The 16,520-nt window shown below is 35.5% G+C and carries 14 protein-coding genes and 1 pseudogene; 11 read left to right on the forward strand and 4 right to left on the reverse strand.

Annotation, left to right across the window (positions count from 1 at the left end; genetic code table 11):
* Both GX497_10340 and GX497_10345 read left to right on the forward strand, forming a co-directional pair.
* A complete protein-coding gene (locus tag GX497_10340) occupies window positions 1-1,653 on the forward strand; it encodes a thiamine pyrophosphate-binding protein (protein ID HHY73601.1) in 1,653 nt (550 codons plus the stop codon).
* Window positions 1,654-1,679: 26 nt separating this feature from the next.
* Entirely contained in the window at window positions 1,680-2,045 is a 366-nt protein-coding gene (locus tag GX497_10345; GenBank protein ID HHY73602.1) for a carboxymuconolactone decarboxylase family protein, read from the forward strand.
* A gap of 100 nt (window positions 2,046-2,145) precedes the next feature.
* On the opposite strand, the gene GX497_10350 is transcribed toward GX497_10345, so the two are convergent.
* Entirely contained in the window at window positions 2,146-3,054 is a 909-nt protein-coding gene (locus tag GX497_10350) for a hypothetical protein (protein ID HHY73603.1), read from the reverse strand.
* Window positions 3,054-3,545 (reverse strand): RNA polymerase sigma factor, encoded by a 492-nt coding sequence (locus tag GX497_10355; protein ID HHY73604.1) that lies wholly within the window; start codon window positions 3,543-3,545, stop codon window positions 3,054-3,056. Before GX497_10355 ends, GX497_10350 begins: the two co-directional genes overlap by 1 nt.
* Window positions 3,546-3,602: 57 nt before the next feature.
* Here GX497_10355 and GX497_10360 point away from each other — a divergent pair.
* A pseudogene (locus tag GX497_10360) lies at window positions 3,603-3,839 on the forward strand (EamA family transporter).
* A gap of 269 nt (window positions 3,840-4,108) precedes the next feature.
* On the opposite strand, the gene GX497_10365 reads toward GX497_10360, so the two are convergent.
* The gene (locus tag GX497_10365) at window positions 4,109-4,600 is read right to left on the reverse strand and encodes a MarR family transcriptional regulator (GenBank protein ID HHY73605.1); all 492 of its coding nucleotides are present in this window, start codon (window positions 4,598-4,600) and stop codon (window positions 4,109-4,111) included.
* Window positions 4,597-5,025, reverse strand: coding sequence for a hypothetical protein (locus GX497_10370; GenBank protein ID HHY73606.1), 429 nt, complete (start codon window positions 5,023-5,025; stop codon window positions 4,597-4,599). Before GX497_10370 ends, GX497_10365 begins: the two co-directional genes overlap by 4 nt.
* A gap of 277 nt (window positions 5,026-5,302) precedes the next feature.
* Between GX497_10370 and GX497_10375 the strand changes: the two genes are divergently transcribed.
* The 8 genes from GX497_10375 to GX497_10410 all read left to right on the forward strand — a co-directional run bounded on the left by GX497_10375 (window position 5,303) and on the right by GX497_10410 (window position 16,510).
* A complete protein-coding gene (locus GX497_10375; protein HHY73607.1) occupies window positions 5,303-6,529 on the forward strand; it encodes a hypothetical protein in 1,227 nt (408 codons plus the stop codon).
* Between the two features lie 135 nt (window positions 6,530-6,664).
* Window positions 6,665-7,426, forward strand: a complete 762-nt coding sequence (locus tag GX497_10380) for a DUF1835 domain-containing protein (protein ID HHY73608.1) — start codon at window positions 6,665-6,667, stop codon at window positions 7,424-7,426.
* 140 nt (window positions 7,427-7,566) lie between these two features.
* Window positions 7,567-10,815: a type I restriction-modification system endonuclease gene (gene hsdR / locus GX497_10385; GenBank protein HHY73609.1), complete on the forward strand. Its 3,249-nt coding sequence runs from the start codon at window positions 7,567-7,569 to the stop codon at window positions 10,813-10,815.
* Entirely contained in the window at window positions 10,816-12,300 is a 1,485-nt protein-coding gene (locus GX497_10390; GenBank protein HHY73610.1) for an N-6 DNA methylase, read from the forward strand.
* Window positions 12,293-13,765 carry a restriction endonuclease subunit S gene (locus GX497_10395; protein HHY73611.1) on the forward strand — a complete coding sequence of 491 codons (1,473 nt, stop codon included), beginning with the start codon at window positions 12,293-12,295 and terminating at the stop codon, window positions 13,763-13,765. The genes GX497_10390 and GX497_10395 overlap by 8 nt, the downstream gene beginning before the upstream one ends.
* A 139-nt stretch (window positions 13,766-13,904) precedes the next feature.
* Window positions 13,905-15,500: a hypothetical protein gene (locus tag GX497_10400; protein ID HHY73612.1), complete on the forward strand. Its 1,596-nt coding sequence runs from the start codon at window positions 13,905-13,907 to the stop codon at window positions 15,498-15,500.
* A gap of 258 nt (window positions 15,501-15,758) precedes the next feature.
* Window positions 15,759-16,064, forward strand: coding sequence for a helix-turn-helix transcriptional regulator (locus GX497_10405; GenBank protein ID HHY73613.1), 306 nt, complete (start codon window positions 15,759-15,761; stop codon window positions 16,062-16,064).
* 26 nt (window positions 16,065-16,090) lie between these two features.
* Window positions 16,091-16,510 carry an ImmA/IrrE family metallo-endopeptidase gene (locus GX497_10410; GenBank protein HHY73614.1) on the forward strand — a complete coding sequence of 140 codons (420 nt, stop codon included), beginning with the start codon at window positions 16,091-16,093 and terminating at the stop codon, window positions 16,508-16,510.
* Window positions 16,511-16,520: the final 10 nt, after the last annotated feature.

Genomic DNA, 16,520 nt, shown 5'->3' on the forward strand with positions numbered 1-16,520 from the left:
ATGGCGACGGTATTAGAGTTATTAATAAAACATTTAAAAAGTTGGAATGTTACACATATTTTCGGTATTCCTGGTCGACCTGTTGGTCCATTAGTAAAAGAGATAGCACAACAAAATGTAACATTTGTATTGACTAGACATGAAACTGGTGCTGGTTATGCTGCAGCAGGTTTCGCATTACAGCGAAATACACTTGGAGTTGCATTTGGCACTTCAGGTCCTGGTGGTATTAATTTGTTAACAGCTGCTGGTCAAGCTATGGCATATAATGCACCTGTATTATTTATAACTGGACAAGCTTCGGCTAGTCAAATTGGAAAATCCTATAGTCAAGATTCTTCTCAGTTTGGTTCAGATTTGGTCAAGATGTTTGAACCGGTTACAAAATATAGTGCAAGAGTTGAAAGAGGGGATTCATTTAAAAATCATCTCCAGCATGCTATCGAAAATGCATTTTCAAATGTAAAAGGCCCCGTTCATCTTTCTATTCCATTAGATGTGTTATTAGAAGAAATAACACCCTTTGAAATAGAATTGCCGACAATTGCACATACAACCGCAACTAATATTGATACTGTTTTTCAACACATTAATGAAGCAAAAAAACCGGTATTTTTGTTGGGGAAAGGGGTTCGTTCATCGAATAGCTATGAGGAAGTATTTGAAATTGCCACTAGATGGAATATTCCTGTAATTACAACGGCAGGGGGAAAAGGGACCTTCCCTACAGATCATCCGCTTTCATTTGGTGTATTTGGTTTAGGTGGAACAAAACAGGCAGATCACTACTTGAAATCTGGTGTTGATGTCATGATTGTAGCTGGAACCTCGTTAAGTGATATGTCTTTGGCCGGATTTAACTCATCCTTTTTTCCAGATAAAGTAATACATTTTGACTATGATTCTACTTTCGTTGGAAAGTCAATTCCAAGGCCAACAATTTATGTACCAGGGGACCTAAAAGAGAATTTAAAAGCAATAGTAGATAGAATGTTGTCTATTAATAATTCTATTAGTATAAAGTGTAATGATTTTCAAGTACTAACTTGTGGGGAACAAAATGAGGAACCAAAAAACTCTGGGTATATTTCTGCAAGTTCGGCAGTAAGGGTGATAAGAAGAAATTTACCAAAATCCGCTAAGGTTTTTGCTGATGTGGGAAGTCATGCTTATTACGCTGTAAAGTATTTTGATGTGTATCAACCAAATACCTTTTTCTTTGATGATCGTTTTATTGCAATGGGAAATGGAATTGGTTATGCAGTTGGAGCGAAAATGGCCATGTATGATTCTTCGATGCCAGTCGCTTGTATAACAGGTGATGGGTGTATGCTAATGCATGGAACGGAAATAGCAACAGCAGTTGAACAATCGGCACCAGTTTTATTTTTTGTATTCAACAATGGTAGCTTAGATATGGTTGAAACAGGTATGAAACATTGGCTTGAATGTCCAGGTCACGCAGTATATAAAAATAATGTGGATTTTGTATCATTCGCTAAATCGCTAGGTTGTGAAGGATACCATTGTATTAATGAAGAGGATATAGAAATGGCTATTCAACAAGGGCTGAAAAATAGTGTGCCTTCGGTTATTGAAATAATGGTGGATCCTGAAGAAATCCCACCAACATTAAAAAGGGAAGAATCGTAAACAAAAGAATAGGGGGAGTTGGAGCAATGTCAAATAACGAAGAAGTGGGACTTAAAAATCTAAGGCATTTTACTAGTGAAATAGGTTTAGACGCAGTTGATAAATTGAGAGAAAATTCTCCGGAATTAGCCAAGTATATTACTGAATTTGCATTTGGAACTATTTACGAGTTACCAACATTATCTGATAGGGAAAAAATTTGTATTACAATTTCTTCATTAGTCTCACAGGGAGAGGTAGAAGCACTGCAAGTTCATTTTCATTCCGCTAAAAATATTGGGTTAACGAACGAAGAAATTAAAGGTATTTTACTGCATTGTATACCTTATACTGGATTTCCAAAGGTATTAAAGGCAATGCAGCTGTTTGATAATATGTTTCCTAATAAGTAAATTGTAATTATGGGGAGAAATAGATGAAAAGGCAACAGTGTGCTAACGGGAGGGGCCATCCAAAAAGTCATGTAATTGACTTTTTGATGGCCCCCACTCGTTATTTTTCAGGTTTAATATAAGGGACGATTTGAGCAGTAGCTCCCACAGAGGCACCGCGAATAAAATCTTGATTTTCTAAGGCTTTAAAATTTTGAGTTTGACCAGTCAGCATCACCCCTAAAATTTTTACTTCGTCAAACTGTTTATTTTTATTTACATTTAAAAACTCCTGAATTGTTTCGTTATTACCCTTTGCATCATATTTTTCAAGGGCATCAATAAAGCTATTGTATGCCTCTTTCGGTGAATTAGATGGATTAAACCCATAAACCGGCACACCAGCAGGTCCTTTACTTTCATCCGCAATTGGCGATGTCATATACAACCAAACGATGTTTAAATTATCGGGAATTTTTGCTTCAATTTCTTGTAATGTATAAGGTTGATCGAAGGAAATGGCAACTTCCGCAACGTGATTTTCCATTTGTGACATTTCCCCTAGTTCATTTTGTACATTATAGTACTCTCGAATAGATGGATGATAAAATGTCGCAACTTTATTTTTTGTTTGTTTATCATACTCATAGAACTCCGTATCAGACCAATAAAACCCTGGTATTAACTCGTTGTGATCAATATGGATGCGAAGCCAATCATATGAACTTGTGAGTGTGCTCCATTGTACTACATAGCCATTAATATTTTTAGAACGATTCGTCACAATGTTGCCACCAAACATCGATGAATTACTCGTAACTTGAGAATCGATTCGAATATTAGGTTGGGCAATTGCATGATATAAAAAGAGGTTTTCGTGAAGTTTTGTAGAACTTTTCGCTGCAAAGTAATTGCCAGTTTTATAAAGAATCGGCAAGAGAATAAGGACAACGATTATTGAAGTAATGACTATTTTTAGTAATTGTTTTTGTTTAGCTTTTTTTAAAGCACCTTTTAACGAAGTGTCCATTAAGGTTTTCCTCCTATTTTTGAGTGAATAAACTGACGTGCACGATATAATTTTTGCTTTACACTGTTTACTTTAATGTCCAAAATGATTGCTATTTCTTCATACGAAAGTTCATAGTAATACTTTAAAAAGAAAATTTCTTTGTATTCTTCTCTGATGTCTTTTAATAAGTAGAAAATCTCATCCTTATTCAAAATGGCATCAAATTCGTAGTCTGTATGTTGTAGCTTTGAATAAATTTCCTCGGTTATGCTGATGTTTTGCTGCTCTTTTTTCCTTTTCAAGTCAATATATTCATTGAGCGCTACTCTAAAAAACCACGGACGTATATTGCTCTCTGTTAAATCATCCAACAGTGTGTACACTTTATAAAAAGTGTTTTGAATTATATCTTCCGCATCTTCCTTTTTAGCTCCTTTCGTTAATAATAGCCGGAACACTTCCTCTCCTAAATTGATAAGATAGGAGGCTAGTATATTTTCTTTTTTCATTTTTCGTCCTCCCTACACTTATACAACGAATAGGTAATAATAAATGTATACACTTAAATGAAGTTTTTTGCTCGTCTTGATTTAATCAAACGTTTAATTAATTTTTTCCGATTTATAATGGGGTTAATTGCGTTAATGATTATATATCCATATCGGCTGAAAGTAACCGATAGAAAACATGAACTCTTATTTGTAAGTGCTGGTTTATGCGGCGTCACTTTATATTATCTCTTGGAAAACATTGCTTTAACCTTTACAATGGCTTCTAATGTAGGGGTAATTTGTTCATTGGCACGATTTTTACATTGGCCGGACTTTTTATTTCAGAATGCAAAGGACGGACCTTGTGTCTTATAATTTTGGGTTAGAATGTAACATGTAATGGAGGAAATATATTAATGTTCAAGAGTGGCAATGTGACTGTCATATTGGCTGTGATTGGCTCGGCTAAAAGCGGATACTAAGGAAGTTACACTGGACTCATTTTCCTTCATGCGATAATCCTCCAAAACAAACAAGATTCCCCTGACCAGGAGAATCTTAAGTTGTGTTTTTAAGTTGTTTTAATCATCGACATGTGTGCTTAGAGATAGAAGTGAAAGCAGAATTTTATTAAAACTTTGCTGTTCACCCTTAATCCGAGAGAAAAATTGGTCATCAACATTTTCTACAATCGGTAGCGCCATGTTTACTTTAATTGAACCTTCTTCCGTTGGTGAAAGTATTATTTCGCGTTTATCTAAAGGATTTTTACTTCTACACATAAAACCTTTCGTTTCAAGTGTTCTCACAACATCAGAAACCATCATGATATTTAATTTTGTGAAATCAGCAAGCTTCTTTTGTGTGACAACTTCTTCGTTCAAATGAAGAAATTTACAAGCTGTCAACAACACAAACTGCGTATGAGTCAGGTTTATTTTATTCAGTTCTCTTGTAATCATTCTTTGCCAAGCTTGTGTCACTTGCCAAAGCAAAAAACCTGAACTATCTTTTGGGTCATTAAAATTCGACTTCCATTCACCTAACTGATTTTGCTCCAATCTTTGGTTCATAGTATCTTCCCACCAGCAAGCAATATAAGATTAGACATTGCATCTGGGATACCCTGAGTTATCATAGGACCAATCTGATTACCCATTACTTTAGAATTAGGACCAGAAATAACGACACCGTGGATAAGCTTTGTTATAGATTTATCCATTTCAATTCGGTGATAAAAATCTAGCTGAATACCCGCAGCATCAAGAACTGTTACATTAGAAAAAGACTCATTTTCTTTTACTTCTTTGAGTGTAAAGGGAAGTGGTTCTTGACTGATTGTAGTTAAACTCCCAGTTACCCCATTTTCAAATGGTCCATTTAAAGTCACTTCTTTTAATCCTTTATCCCATTTCTCCCATTCAGAAGTTTTTCTATATAACTCCCAAACTTTCTGAGGACTGGCATCAGTAAGTACTGAATGTTCATATTTCCACATAAATATACCCCCATTGCAAAAAAATAAGTGTGCTTACTATATATAATAGTAAGTGTGCTTATTAGTTTTGTCAAGGCTGTTTTGGCCTAAACCATTTATCATCAAAATATAGTCCCAGGTGTTTACAATAAGTGTTAAGATTTTTTAAAGCTATAAAATTGTTATTCAGGGAGTAATAGGCATTTTTATCTTTTTTCGAATTGAAAGAAAATTTTTGCCGCCTATTGTGTTATGATAATACTGTTGGAAAAATTTACAATGAAAGGATAGTAGATTTATGAAAAAACAGGTATTACTTATTCTTATGGTTGTACTATCATTAGTTCTAACTGCTTGTACAACCTCATCAGGCACACTGCTAAAAGAAGCAACGGCTAAACAACTGGAGTTAAAATCCTTTGAGAGCAGCTCCACCTTCTTCGTTGATATTGACACGGCTTTCCTAAAAAAACGACTTGAATTAGACATGGACACAAAACAGATTGATACGTTTAATTCAAAGGTCGATTTTCATGTAGGGGCAAATCTACTTGCTTTAGCAGGTCTTAAAGTTCAACCAAATAAAGATGGAATAGTTACTTTTTCTCTCATTTCAAAAAATGGGGAGTCTATCCTAGGTACTTCACAGGATGAAATCGGAATTCAGCTGTCAAATAATACGGCAATGCTTGAAGATGCATTTGGCGAGGGAAAGGGAGAAGACTTTAATGTATTAGTATTAACAATGCAGGATGCCATGCGTGAGCTGATGAAAGAATACATTAAGGATTATGGTTATACTTTTAATTCTAACCAAATTAAAAATAACGGGGATGTCACAATTGTACTTCCAAATGGTAAAAGGATTGAAACAGAGCATGTAGAAATTGAAATGACAGCACTTGATGCAGTTGAAATGCTTCAATATTCTTTAAATTACTTTTTAGAAAACAAAGAATTTCAGGATTATTTCTATGATTCTATCTCAGAGCTACCAACAATGGTAAGTGCTTTTGCACCTGCGAAGGAAATCGATTCTACAGAAATTCAAGCTGGACTTGACAAAATGAAAGTCGAATTGAATAGCGCGATTAAAGACTTAATCTCGAAATTAGAAAACGTAAAAACTACATATCTTCTAGAATATAAAGAAGAATTAAATGAATTTGCTAAGATCAATCTTGGTATGTATATTGGCAAAGAGGATAAAGAAACCTATCAAACTACATTTGCATTACAATTAAACTATACAAAAGCTGTTGCGGATCTTGATCTTGAGGGACTTAAAGGTCTGCCGCTTGTACCTGGGGACTCCATTACCATTTCTTCCGTAGACCAATACTGGAACCACAATAAGAAACTTGAACCAATCAAAGTACCAAGTCGATTAGTGTCAATGGAAGAACTAAGTCAAATGGAGGATGTTGGGGAGGAATTGAAAGAAATAGCAGGTGAAGATTCACTTATTGCTCAAATGGCTGAATTTTTTGAGCAAATGGCGATGGACACAACGGACACTAATTAAAGACCTATGTAAAGAATAATACAGTTACTTAGGGAATACAAAAAAGAGTGCGAACGAGGGCTTTTCCTAAAGGAATGGCCCCTTTTGGTTATATTAAGTATTTTAGAAAAAGTATTATCAAAAATACAGTCAGAAATGAAGGAAGAAAGAAATTATCAAAGGGTACATATTCTATTTGGGGATTCACCTGCAGGAGCTTTAAAAATAGTTCTGAAGGAAATGGGAGTACATCAATTGGAAAAGGTTATTTCCTTTTGGGATATGTTTTCCATTGGCCCTATCATGCGGTTGCATGAGGATAATGGGAAGGAAATTAGATTTAATTGGATGAAAAGTGTTATGAACGATGAGTATGAAGATTTTCAGGACTATCAACAGGGATTCTATGAGACTATCAATCAAATAAATTCTGTTTCAAAAGATGTGCCAATTATTATATGGGTGGCTAATAACGCTCATGAACAGACAGGGCTGCGCTATGTTCTATATTTATTGCGGGACAAAACGAATGATATCAAGGTGATTAACACAACGACGGTATTTGCGGAAGAGTTTAACAGACCAGATATTAAATACACTGTTCTGAACACAGGAGAAATTATCCCAGAAAAACTGCAAGCCATTTATGAGAAAAGTGAATCCACCTTTTTATCAAAGCATGAAAGGGTGGAACTTGAAGAGGAATGGCTAGCTCTTGCTGATACTAACGAAACATTGCGTATTTGGCGAAATAAAAAGATTAAGAGCGTTAGAGAAGATTATTACGACCAGTATATGATAAATATGTCGAAAAAACTTCAGTTTAAGCGAGAACGTGAACAACACTCTTTCTATATTCTCACTTTCTATTGGTTCAATTGCATTATTGTTGTTTCCATTGATTTTTTTGTTGATTAAACTCACCAAAAAACGAGAAACCGTGCTTACAGCTGTCTGTACTGTAAAATTTTACAAATATTTTGTCTGATAAATAGAAAGTGCTGAGTACCCTATGATAAAATTATAATAATTGTTACGTGGTAAATGGAGGTGTGTATATGATGCAAACTCATAACTTTCAGTTTTTAGAAAAAGACTGGGAAGTGCTTGCTCGTGTTGGAGAAGTAGCTGAACGGAATGTATACCAAAACCCGAATTTGACAATGAGTGAGCTGCGAAAATTTGCTGAAACGATAACGAAATATACTTTAGCGAAGGAAGAGATTAAAGAGCAACGTGGGACTACGCAAGAAGAACGCCTTAAAATCCTGTTCTATGACCAAACGATTCCGAAGGAAATCTATGATTTATTTAATGCTATCCGCATAAAAGGAAATAAAGCTACCCATAACTTGGACTATGGAGATGTTGATGAAGCGAAGACGTTATTACATATGACATACCGGATTGCCGCATGGTTTGTGGAGGTCTATGGTAATTGGACGATTCAAATTCCACCGTATCAAGAACCAACTCCACAAAATTATATTTCAGAAGCTGAACTTCAGAAGATTATTAAAGGCTATGAAAAAAAGTTTGCTGATGAAATGGACAAGGAACTTGAGAAAATCCATAAAGAGCAATTGTATGTGAATGAAAAAGAAAAACAGCAACGACGAGAACAATCCGTGCGTGTTGCTGCGAGCTTTGAATTAAGTGAAGCGGAAACAAGGATGCTGATAGACCAGCAATTGCAGGAGGCAGGTTGGGAAGCGGATACTGAAAATCTTCGCTTTTCTAAAGATACCCGTCCAGAAAAAGGAAGGAACATAGCGATTGCCGAATGGCCTTTAAAACATGGACGTGCTGACTACGCCTTATTCATTGGACTAGAATTCGTAGCAATCATTGAAGCAAAACGGGCAAGTAAGGATATTCCTGCTGATATTGCTCAAGCAAAAGACTATGCTAAACAAATCACAAGACACGGTGATGAGGTTATTTATGAGCCTTGGGGCGATTATTTTGTCCCATTTTTATTTGCTACAAATGGCAGGCCTTACATAAAACAGTTTGAGCAAAAATCAGGCATCTGGTTTTTAGATGCTAGAAAGTCTACAAATCATCCCCGGGCTATAAGAGGTTGGTATACACCACAAGGATTAAAGGAACTGTTAGAAAAAGATATTGACCGCTCGGAAGAATGGTTAAGAGATGAGAAATTTGACTACTTAAAATTGCGCCCATATCAAGTTTCAGCTATCAAAGCAGTTGAAAATGCCCTTGAACAGAAGCAACGGGAAATTTTACTTGCGATGGCAACAGGAACGGGAAAGACAAGAATGGCGATTGGGCTCATTTATCGGTTAATTAAAGCAAAACGATTTCAGCGCATTTTATTTTTAGTAGACCGTTCTGCATTAGGAGAGCAAGCGGAAGATGCTTTTAAAGATAGCAAATTAGAAAGTTTTCATACCTTTACTGAAATATACAATTTAAAAGGTTTAACAGATAAAACACCTGAGCGGGAAACGAAGGTCCAGATTGCAACTGTCCAAGGGATGTTAAAGAGAATTTTTTATAATGAAAAAAATGAAGATAAACCAACAATTGATCAATATGATTGCGTAATAGTTGACGAAGCTCACCGCGGCTACACATTAGATAAGGAAATGAGCGAGATGGAGGTTGAATTTCGTGATCATAAAGATTATGTAAGCAAATACCGCCAAGTATTAGATTATTTCGATGCAGTTCGCATTGGGCTAACGGCAACACCAGCGCTCCACACTACTGAAATCTTTGGTAAGCCAGTGTTTACATATTCATACCGTGAAGCCGTGATTGAAGGTTATCTTGTTGATCATGAACCGCCATACCAGTTTGAAACAGCCTTGAAAAAGGCAGGGATTAAGTGGGAAAAGGGTGAAAAAATTGAGGTTTATGATACGATTTCAGGTAAACTTTCTCAAGAAGAACTAGAAGATGAAGTAAACATTGAGGTTACTCGATTTAATACAAAAGTAATTACAGAAAATTTCAACCGTGTCGTTATCGGGGAGTTAGTAAACTATATTTCCCCAGATGATGAAGGGAAAACATTGATTTTTGCAGCAACAGATGACCATGCTGATTTAGTTGTAACAGTTTTAAAAGAAGAGCTAGAAAAGCTGTATGGCAGTGTTGAAGATAATGCCGTGATGAAAATAACAGGTTCGATAAAAGACCCATCAAAGGCAATTAAAAGATTTAAAAATGAACGCCTTCCTATTATTGTTGTAACCGTTGATTTATTAACAACGGGTGTTGACGTGCCAGCGATTACGAATCTTGTTTTTTTAAGACGAATCAAATCGCGAATATTGTATGAACAAATGCTGGGCCGTGCAACTAGGAAATGCGATGAAATCAAAAAGGATCATTTTAATATTTTTGATGCCGTCGGCATTTATGAATCATTGGAACCTTATACAAGTATGAAGCCGGTCGTAACAAGGCCAAATATTTCTCTAACACAGCTGCTTGATGAACTAGAAGGGATAAATCAGGAGGAGCATCTTGCGAAACAAAAGGACGAAATCATTGGAAAAATCCAGCGAAAAAAGCGCTATTGGTCTGAAAAAAACCAACAAGATTTCAAGGTATTATCAGGAGGAAAAACTGTCGATGAATTTGTAGATTGGCTGAAGGAAATCAAGCCTTCACAATTACCCAATCAATTAAAAGAATATAAGTCAATGTTTCGTTATATGGACGAGAACATTAATCGTGAGAATATACAGCTAATTTCCCATCATGAGGATCAATTGCTAAGTGTAAAAAGAGGCTATGGAAATGCAGAAAAGCCAGATGACTTTTTACAATCTTTCGGCCAATTTATTAAAGATAATATGAACAAGATTCCAGCGCTTATGGTTGTTTGCCAACGCCCAACAGATTTAACAAGAGATGAATTAAAAAAGCTGTTGCTTGAACTAGATCAAAAAGGGTTTTCGGAAAAGAACTTACAAGCAGCATGGCGTGATGCAAAAAATGAGGACATTGCCGCCGATATTATCGCCTTTATTCGTCAACAAGCACTAGGAGACCCGTTGGTCAGCCATGAGGAGCGCATTAAAATAGCAATGCAGAAAATATACAAAATGAAAGCATGGCCACCTGTTCAAAAACAATGGTTGGAACGGATTGAGAAGCAATTGATGCAAGAAACAATCCTTGATCCAGATCCAGAAAAAGCATTTGAATATGAACCATTTAAAAGCCGGGGCGGATTTAAGCAGTTAAATAAAATCTTCAATGGGCAATTACCTGAGATTGTTCGTGAAATTAATCATAACTTATACAACTACAAGAAGGAGCAAGCCTAGATGTCAAACCAAGAGATTGTACAAAAATTATGGAATTTATGTAACGTGCTACGTGATGATGGGATTACGTACCATCAATACGTTACCGAGCTGACTTATCTTTTATTCTTAAAAATGATGAAGGAAACTGGCCAAGACTATATTATCGAAGAACAATATCGCTGGGATGAACTAGTCAAGAAAGAGGGTATTGAATTAAAGGAGTTTTACCGCCAATTATTGCTTGATTTGGGGAAGGCGGAAAATGAACTTTTAAAAGAAATCTATACGGATGCTTCCACATACATTAGCGAGCCGAAAAACTTAGAAAAAATTATTAAGTCAATCGACGATTTAGATTGGTACAGCGCCAAGCAAGAGGGGTTAGGCGATTTATATGAAGGTTTGCTCGAAAAAAATGCGAGTGAAGTGAAATCAGGGGCAGGTCAATATTTTACACCAAGGGTGCTTATCGATACGATTGTAAAACTTATCGACCCACAGCCCGGAGAGCGTTGCCATGACCCAGCAGCTGGAACTTTTGGATTCATGATTGCAGCGGACCGCCATGTTCGCAACAAGACGGACGATTATTTTGAATTATCTCAAGATGAAGCGGAATTTCAGAAATATAAAGCATTTAGCGGTGTCGAGCTTGTTAAAGACACACATCGTCTTGCCACAATGAACGCTTTACTTCACGATATCCAAGGTGAACTAATTTTAGGTGACACGCTTTCCACTTTAGGCGAGGGTTTGAAAAATTATGATGTTATTTTAACGAATCCGCCTTTTGGAACGAAAAAGGGCGGGGAGAGAGCGACCCGTACAGATTTTACTTACACAACATCGAACAAGCAGCTAAACTTCCTTCAACATATATACCGTGCCTTAAAAGCAAATGGCAAGGCACATGCAGCCGTTGTTCTCCCTGATAATGTGCTGTTTGAAGGTGGCGTTGGCGCAGATATTCGCCGTGACTTAATGGACAAATGCAATCTCCATACGGTTTTACGCTTGCCAACAGGAATTTTCTATGCCCAAGGCGTAAAAACAAATGTCTTATTTTTTACTCGTGAAAAAACAGATGTTGGCAATACAAAAGAAGTATGGGTGTATGACCTTCGCACGAACATGCCGTCATTTGGGAAGCGAAACCCATTAACAGAAGCTCATTTTGAAAAATTTATAGGAGCCTATACAGCGGAGGACAGAACGAAAGTAGATGATGAACGGTGGAATGTCTTTACGAGGGAAGATATTGCGAAAAAAGATGACAGCTTAGACATTGGCTTGATTGCCGATGAATCACTATCCATATACGAAAACTTGCCAGACCCAATTGAATCAGCAGAAGAAGCGGTAGGAAAGCTAGAACAAGCGATTTCTTTACTAAATGAAGTGATTGCTGAATTGAAAGAGGCGGAGCAGCAAACTTTTTATAAGCCATCTAACGTAGAAACGCTAAAAGTGGCGGAAACAGCTGAGGTGCTTCGGAATGAGTAAAACAACGAAGAGAAAGATGCTGGACGAGCTTTTGGAAGAAGCGTTAGTACCAGAAGAAGAGCAGCCTTATGAAGTACCAGGGAATTGGGTGTGGGTTAGACTTAAAACAATTAATATGAGTAAAACTAGTAACATTAAACCTAAAGATTATTCAGATGAGATATTTGAATTGTATAGTGTTCCAAACTTTGCAATTGATGAACCAGAATATCTTTCCGGAGAAGGAATTGGTTCAGATAAACAGTTAGTGAAAAAAGACAATATTTTATTATGTAAGATAAATCCGAGAATAAATAGGGTTTGGATTGTTTCAGATAATAAAGGTCAATATCAACAATTAGCATCTACAGAGTGGATTGTTATTGAAAATAATCAAGTAGTTTATCCTAAATACCTATTAAACTTATTAAAAGCACCTTATTTCAGAAAAATGCTTACATCCAATGTGTCTGGCGTGGGTGGTTCACTTACAAGAGCGAGGCCGAAGGATGTCGAAACATATCCAATTGCATTTCCTCCATTAAAGGAACAAAAACGAATTGTTGAGAAAATTGAGCGACTTTTTTCAAAACTTGATGATAGTAAACAGTTAATTGAAGAAGTAAAAGCCTCCGTTGAACAACGCTGGGAAACTGTAGTTGAAATGGTTTTGCATGGGGATTTAACAAAGGAATGGCGTATTCAAAATTCGGAGATTGAAAGCGCACATAAGTTGTTTGGAAAAATTCAAGCATACTACAAAAAAAAGACGGAAACAGAAGAACAAGAACCAATACCTTCCCTTTATCAACTACCTTCCAGTTGGAAATGGGTAAGGTTGAAAGATGTAATAGAAATCAATCCTCCCAAAAAACGCATGTCAGATGTTGCTGACGAACAACTATGTACATTTATACCAATGCCAGCGGTCAGTGACAAAACTGGTGAAATTGCGGCTCCAGAAATAAGGGAGTTTGAACAAGTTAAGAAAGGTTATACATTTTTTATCGAAGGAGATATTCTTTTTGCAAAGATCACCCCTTGTATGGAAAACGGAAAAACTGCCATTGCAGAAAACTTAATAAATGGATTTGGTTATGGCTCAACGGAATTCCATGTTATTAGAACGAATCCTCATATCAATTCAAAATTGATTTATTACTTATTACGTTCAAAGAAATTTCGTTCATTAGCGAAATATGAAATGACAGGTGCAGTAGGTCAACAACGTGTTCCGAAAATATTTTTAGAGAACTATTTATTTCCCCTACCACCTAAAGAAGAACAGGATGTCATCGTTCAGTTACTAGATAAATTACATGAGAAGGAAATGAAAATACAACAAATAGAAAGTTTAGAAGATAAAATAGAATTGATTCGCCAATCCATTCTAAACAAAGCCTTCCGCGGCGAGCTTGGAACAAATGACCAAACTGAAGAAAGCGCCATTGAGCTTTTGAAGGAAGTGCTGGAATCTAGAAGATAAAGAATAATGGTAGCCTAATTTTTTTGCTATATTTTCAAAGGACCTTAGAAAATTAGAACCGTCTTCAAATCTGGTTAAGGCACCGTTTCAAAAAAAGAAACGGTGTCTTGTAAAAAAATTTACTGGGGGAGGGATTATAATGGCTATAGAAAACCTGATTAATGGAAACAAACTTCCTATTTTATTTGTAGGATCGGGCTTTAGTAGAAGATATATTGGTTCGCCTGATTGGGAGGGTTTGCTTAAAGAAGTTTATTACTTTATAGGAAAAACAGAACAAGAATATAAGGCATTAAAAGCTAGAGTCAAAAATGACTCAAATAATCGTTCCTTAACCGATGGGGAATTGAATGCAGTTATTGCATCTTTATCGGAGGAAATGTTTAATAATCATTATTATGAGAGTGAGTTAATGTCTAAATATCCAGATTGGCTTGGTGATGATATTTCGCCTTTTAAAAGATGTATTGCGAACATAGTAAGTAAAACAAACTTAATTGAAGAAAAAAAAGAAGAAATTACAATGTTGAAAAAGCTGCGAGGGAAAGTGGCATCTGTTGTAACTACAAATTATGACACTTTATTAGAAGAGATTTTTGGATTTCATGAAAATAGTATTTTTATAGGCCAGTCACAAATGTTTAATCCACTTTCAGTTGAAATAGACGAACTTTATAAAATACATGGTTGTGTTACTAAGCCAGAATTAATAATAATAACAGAACATGACTACCAGCAGTTTAAGGAACATGCAAAGCTGTTTAGTGCAAAGTTGCTTACTCTTATGAGTGAAAACCCCGTAGTTTTTATAGGATACAAAATAGGCGATCCAAATATTCAACAAACATTGATTGACTTGGTAAGTTGTTTAACTGCAGAACAAATGGAAAATTTACAAGAACATTTTTATATTGTTGAGTATCAACAAGGACTAGAAACTTTAGAAGAAAGTAAATACTTTTTTAGCGCAAAATCATATGAAGGAAAAGAAATGGTATTTCCCATATCAGTTATTAGAACTGATAATTATTTAGAGGTATATAGACAATTATCGATGTTAACACCTGCAATGAATATCAGCGCGGTTAAACAAGTAAAAAGAATAGTAAAGGATATAGTAATTGAATCAACAGCCACAACTCCGATGGAAGAACCGATAATTACAGTTCTTTTGGAGGATATTCAGCAATTGGATAAAATGGGTAGAAGCCAGAAGTTTGCTATTGCTATTGGAAACGTTAATAGCATAAAAGAATATGGTTACGGGTTAAAGCCGCATACAGAAATATTTGAAGATATTTTACTAGATAATAAGAGCATTGATCCAGAAAAGATATTGAGGGGGACTTACGAAAAGCATTATTTAAAAGTAAAACAAAATATTCCAATTTACAAATATGCCAAAGAAGTTAATGAGACAGTCTTAAACGAATGCCCAAAAGTTAAAGCATATATTTTAAATCATTCATCAATTGAAAGTTATTTGAATAGTGAGTTAATACGGTCTCTAAAAACTATTCCTATAGGGTGTGACCTAAAAAATATTCCAAGTGAATATAAAGGAACAATAAGAAGACGTTATTTATGGATTTTTAAAAATATAGAAAGGCTCAGTAAAGACGAGCTAAAGAATTTTTTATTAGGAGATTTACAACAATATCAGTCATTTGATGGTAATGCCAAGAGCTATTTTAATCGATTAATTTCAATTTATGATTATTTGGTTTATAAATAAAATAACCTAAAGAAGTGTTCCCATCATTGCGATGTGAATTTCTTTAGGTTATCCTCTTCAATTTTATTGTATTCATAGTATACTTAATTTTATTCCTAATGTCAATGGATAATAATGTAATTATGATTATAAAGTGGCAGGAGGTTATAGTTACACAGAAAAACAGGGAATTTAAGGGCAAAACAAGGAGGAATCATCGTGTTTATTGGCTAAAGTTTAACCAATATCCGTATTCTGCATGATTTGAGTGGAAATCAGTTGGCGGAAGAGGTTGGTGTAACGGAGCAGGCTATTTGGCAATATGAAAATGGATATATGTCTCCCAAACTTGAAGTGGTAAATAAGTTAAAGACAATTTTTAAAGTAAAATCTTCCTATTTTTATCATGAAGACCTATTAGCTGGGACAGACATGGCTAATATCCATGTTCAAAATATTGCTTATCGCTCTGAAACAATTAATTCATTAACGAAATCTCAAAGTGAATCGATGCATATAAGATTTCTTGATGCATTTTTTAAAAAAATTGAAAAGAAAATAAGCTACCAAAAAACACACTTCTGAAATTAAGAAACGAATCCATTTAGTTTATGAAAAACCATCCTGAATTGGATAGGGACAACCAGATACAGTATATAGCTAACTTAGCACGAAATAATATTGGGTTAGAAGCGAATTCTAATAGGAATTTACCGTTCTTTTTAGAGCGGGCGGGAGCTTTTATATTTGAAAAAGAAATTGGCGAAACGATCGATGCTTATAGTTTATGGACTACGGATAATAGACCTTACATTATTTTAGGGTCTATAAAAAAATCGGATGTTAGAAGGAACTTTGATGTAGCCCATGAATTAGGCCATCTACTGTTGCATTATAAAGTAGAATTCACGATGCAAGATAAAAATACACGGTTGATAATCGGACACGCGCTGGTTTGTGTCCCATTTATTCGTAGGTTGCTTTTCTCCTGCAAAAAGCCGAAGACTATTATCTTCGGCTTTTTAATATAATTATTGAAAA

Source organism: Bacillus sp. (in: firmicutes), assembly GCA_012842745.1.
Lineage (GTDB): Bacteria > Bacillota > Bacilli > Bacillales > Bacillaceae_J > Schinkia.

Excerpts from the sequence above, each read along its gene's own strand:
- GX497_10340 (HHY73601.1), top strand. The coding sequence starts at position 1 with ATGGCGACGGTATTAGAGTTATTAATAAAACATTTAAAAAGTTGGAAT.
- GX497_10345 (HHY73602.1), top strand. The coding sequence starts at position 1,680 with ATGTCAAATAACGAAGAAGTGGGACTTAAAAATCTAAGGCATTTTACT.
- GX497_10350 (HHY73603.1), bottom strand. The coding sequence starts at position 3,054 with ATGGACACTTCGTTAAAAGGTGCTTTAAAAAAAGCTAAACAAAAACAA.
- GX497_10355 (HHY73604.1), bottom strand. The coding sequence starts at position 3,545 with ATGAAAAAAGAAAATATACTAGCCTCCTATCTTATCAATTTAGGAGAG.
- GX497_10365 (HHY73605.1), bottom strand. The coding sequence starts at position 4,600 with ATGAACCAAAGATTGGAGCAAAATCAGTTAGGTGAATGGAAGTCGAAT.
- GX497_10370 (HHY73606.1), bottom strand. The coding sequence starts at position 5,025 with ATGTGGAAATATGAACATTCAGTACTTACTGATGCCAGTCCTCAGAAA.
- GX497_10375 (HHY73607.1), top strand. The coding sequence starts at position 5,303 with ATGAAAAAACAGGTATTACTTATTCTTATGGTTGTACTATCATTAGTT.
- GX497_10380 (HHY73608.1), top strand. The coding sequence starts at position 6,665 with ATGAAGGAAGAAAGAAATTATCAAAGGGTACATATTCTATTTGGGGAT.
- hsdR (HHY73609.1), top strand. The coding sequence starts at position 7,567 with ATGATGCAAACTCATAACTTTCAGTTTTTAGAAAAAGACTGGGAAGTG.
- GX497_10390 (HHY73610.1), top strand. The coding sequence starts at position 10,816 with ATGTCAAACCAAGAGATTGTACAAAAATTATGGAATTTATGTAACGTG.
- GX497_10395 (HHY73611.1), top strand. The coding sequence starts at position 12,293 with ATGAGTAAAACAACGAAGAGAAAGATGCTGGACGAGCTTTTGGAAGAA.
- GX497_10400 (HHY73612.1), top strand. The coding sequence starts at position 13,905 with ATGGCTATAGAAAACCTGATTAATGGAAACAAACTTCCTATTTTATTT.
- GX497_10410 (HHY73614.1), top strand. The coding sequence starts at position 16,091 with ATGAAAAACCATCCTGAATTGGATAGGGACAACCAGATACAGTATATA.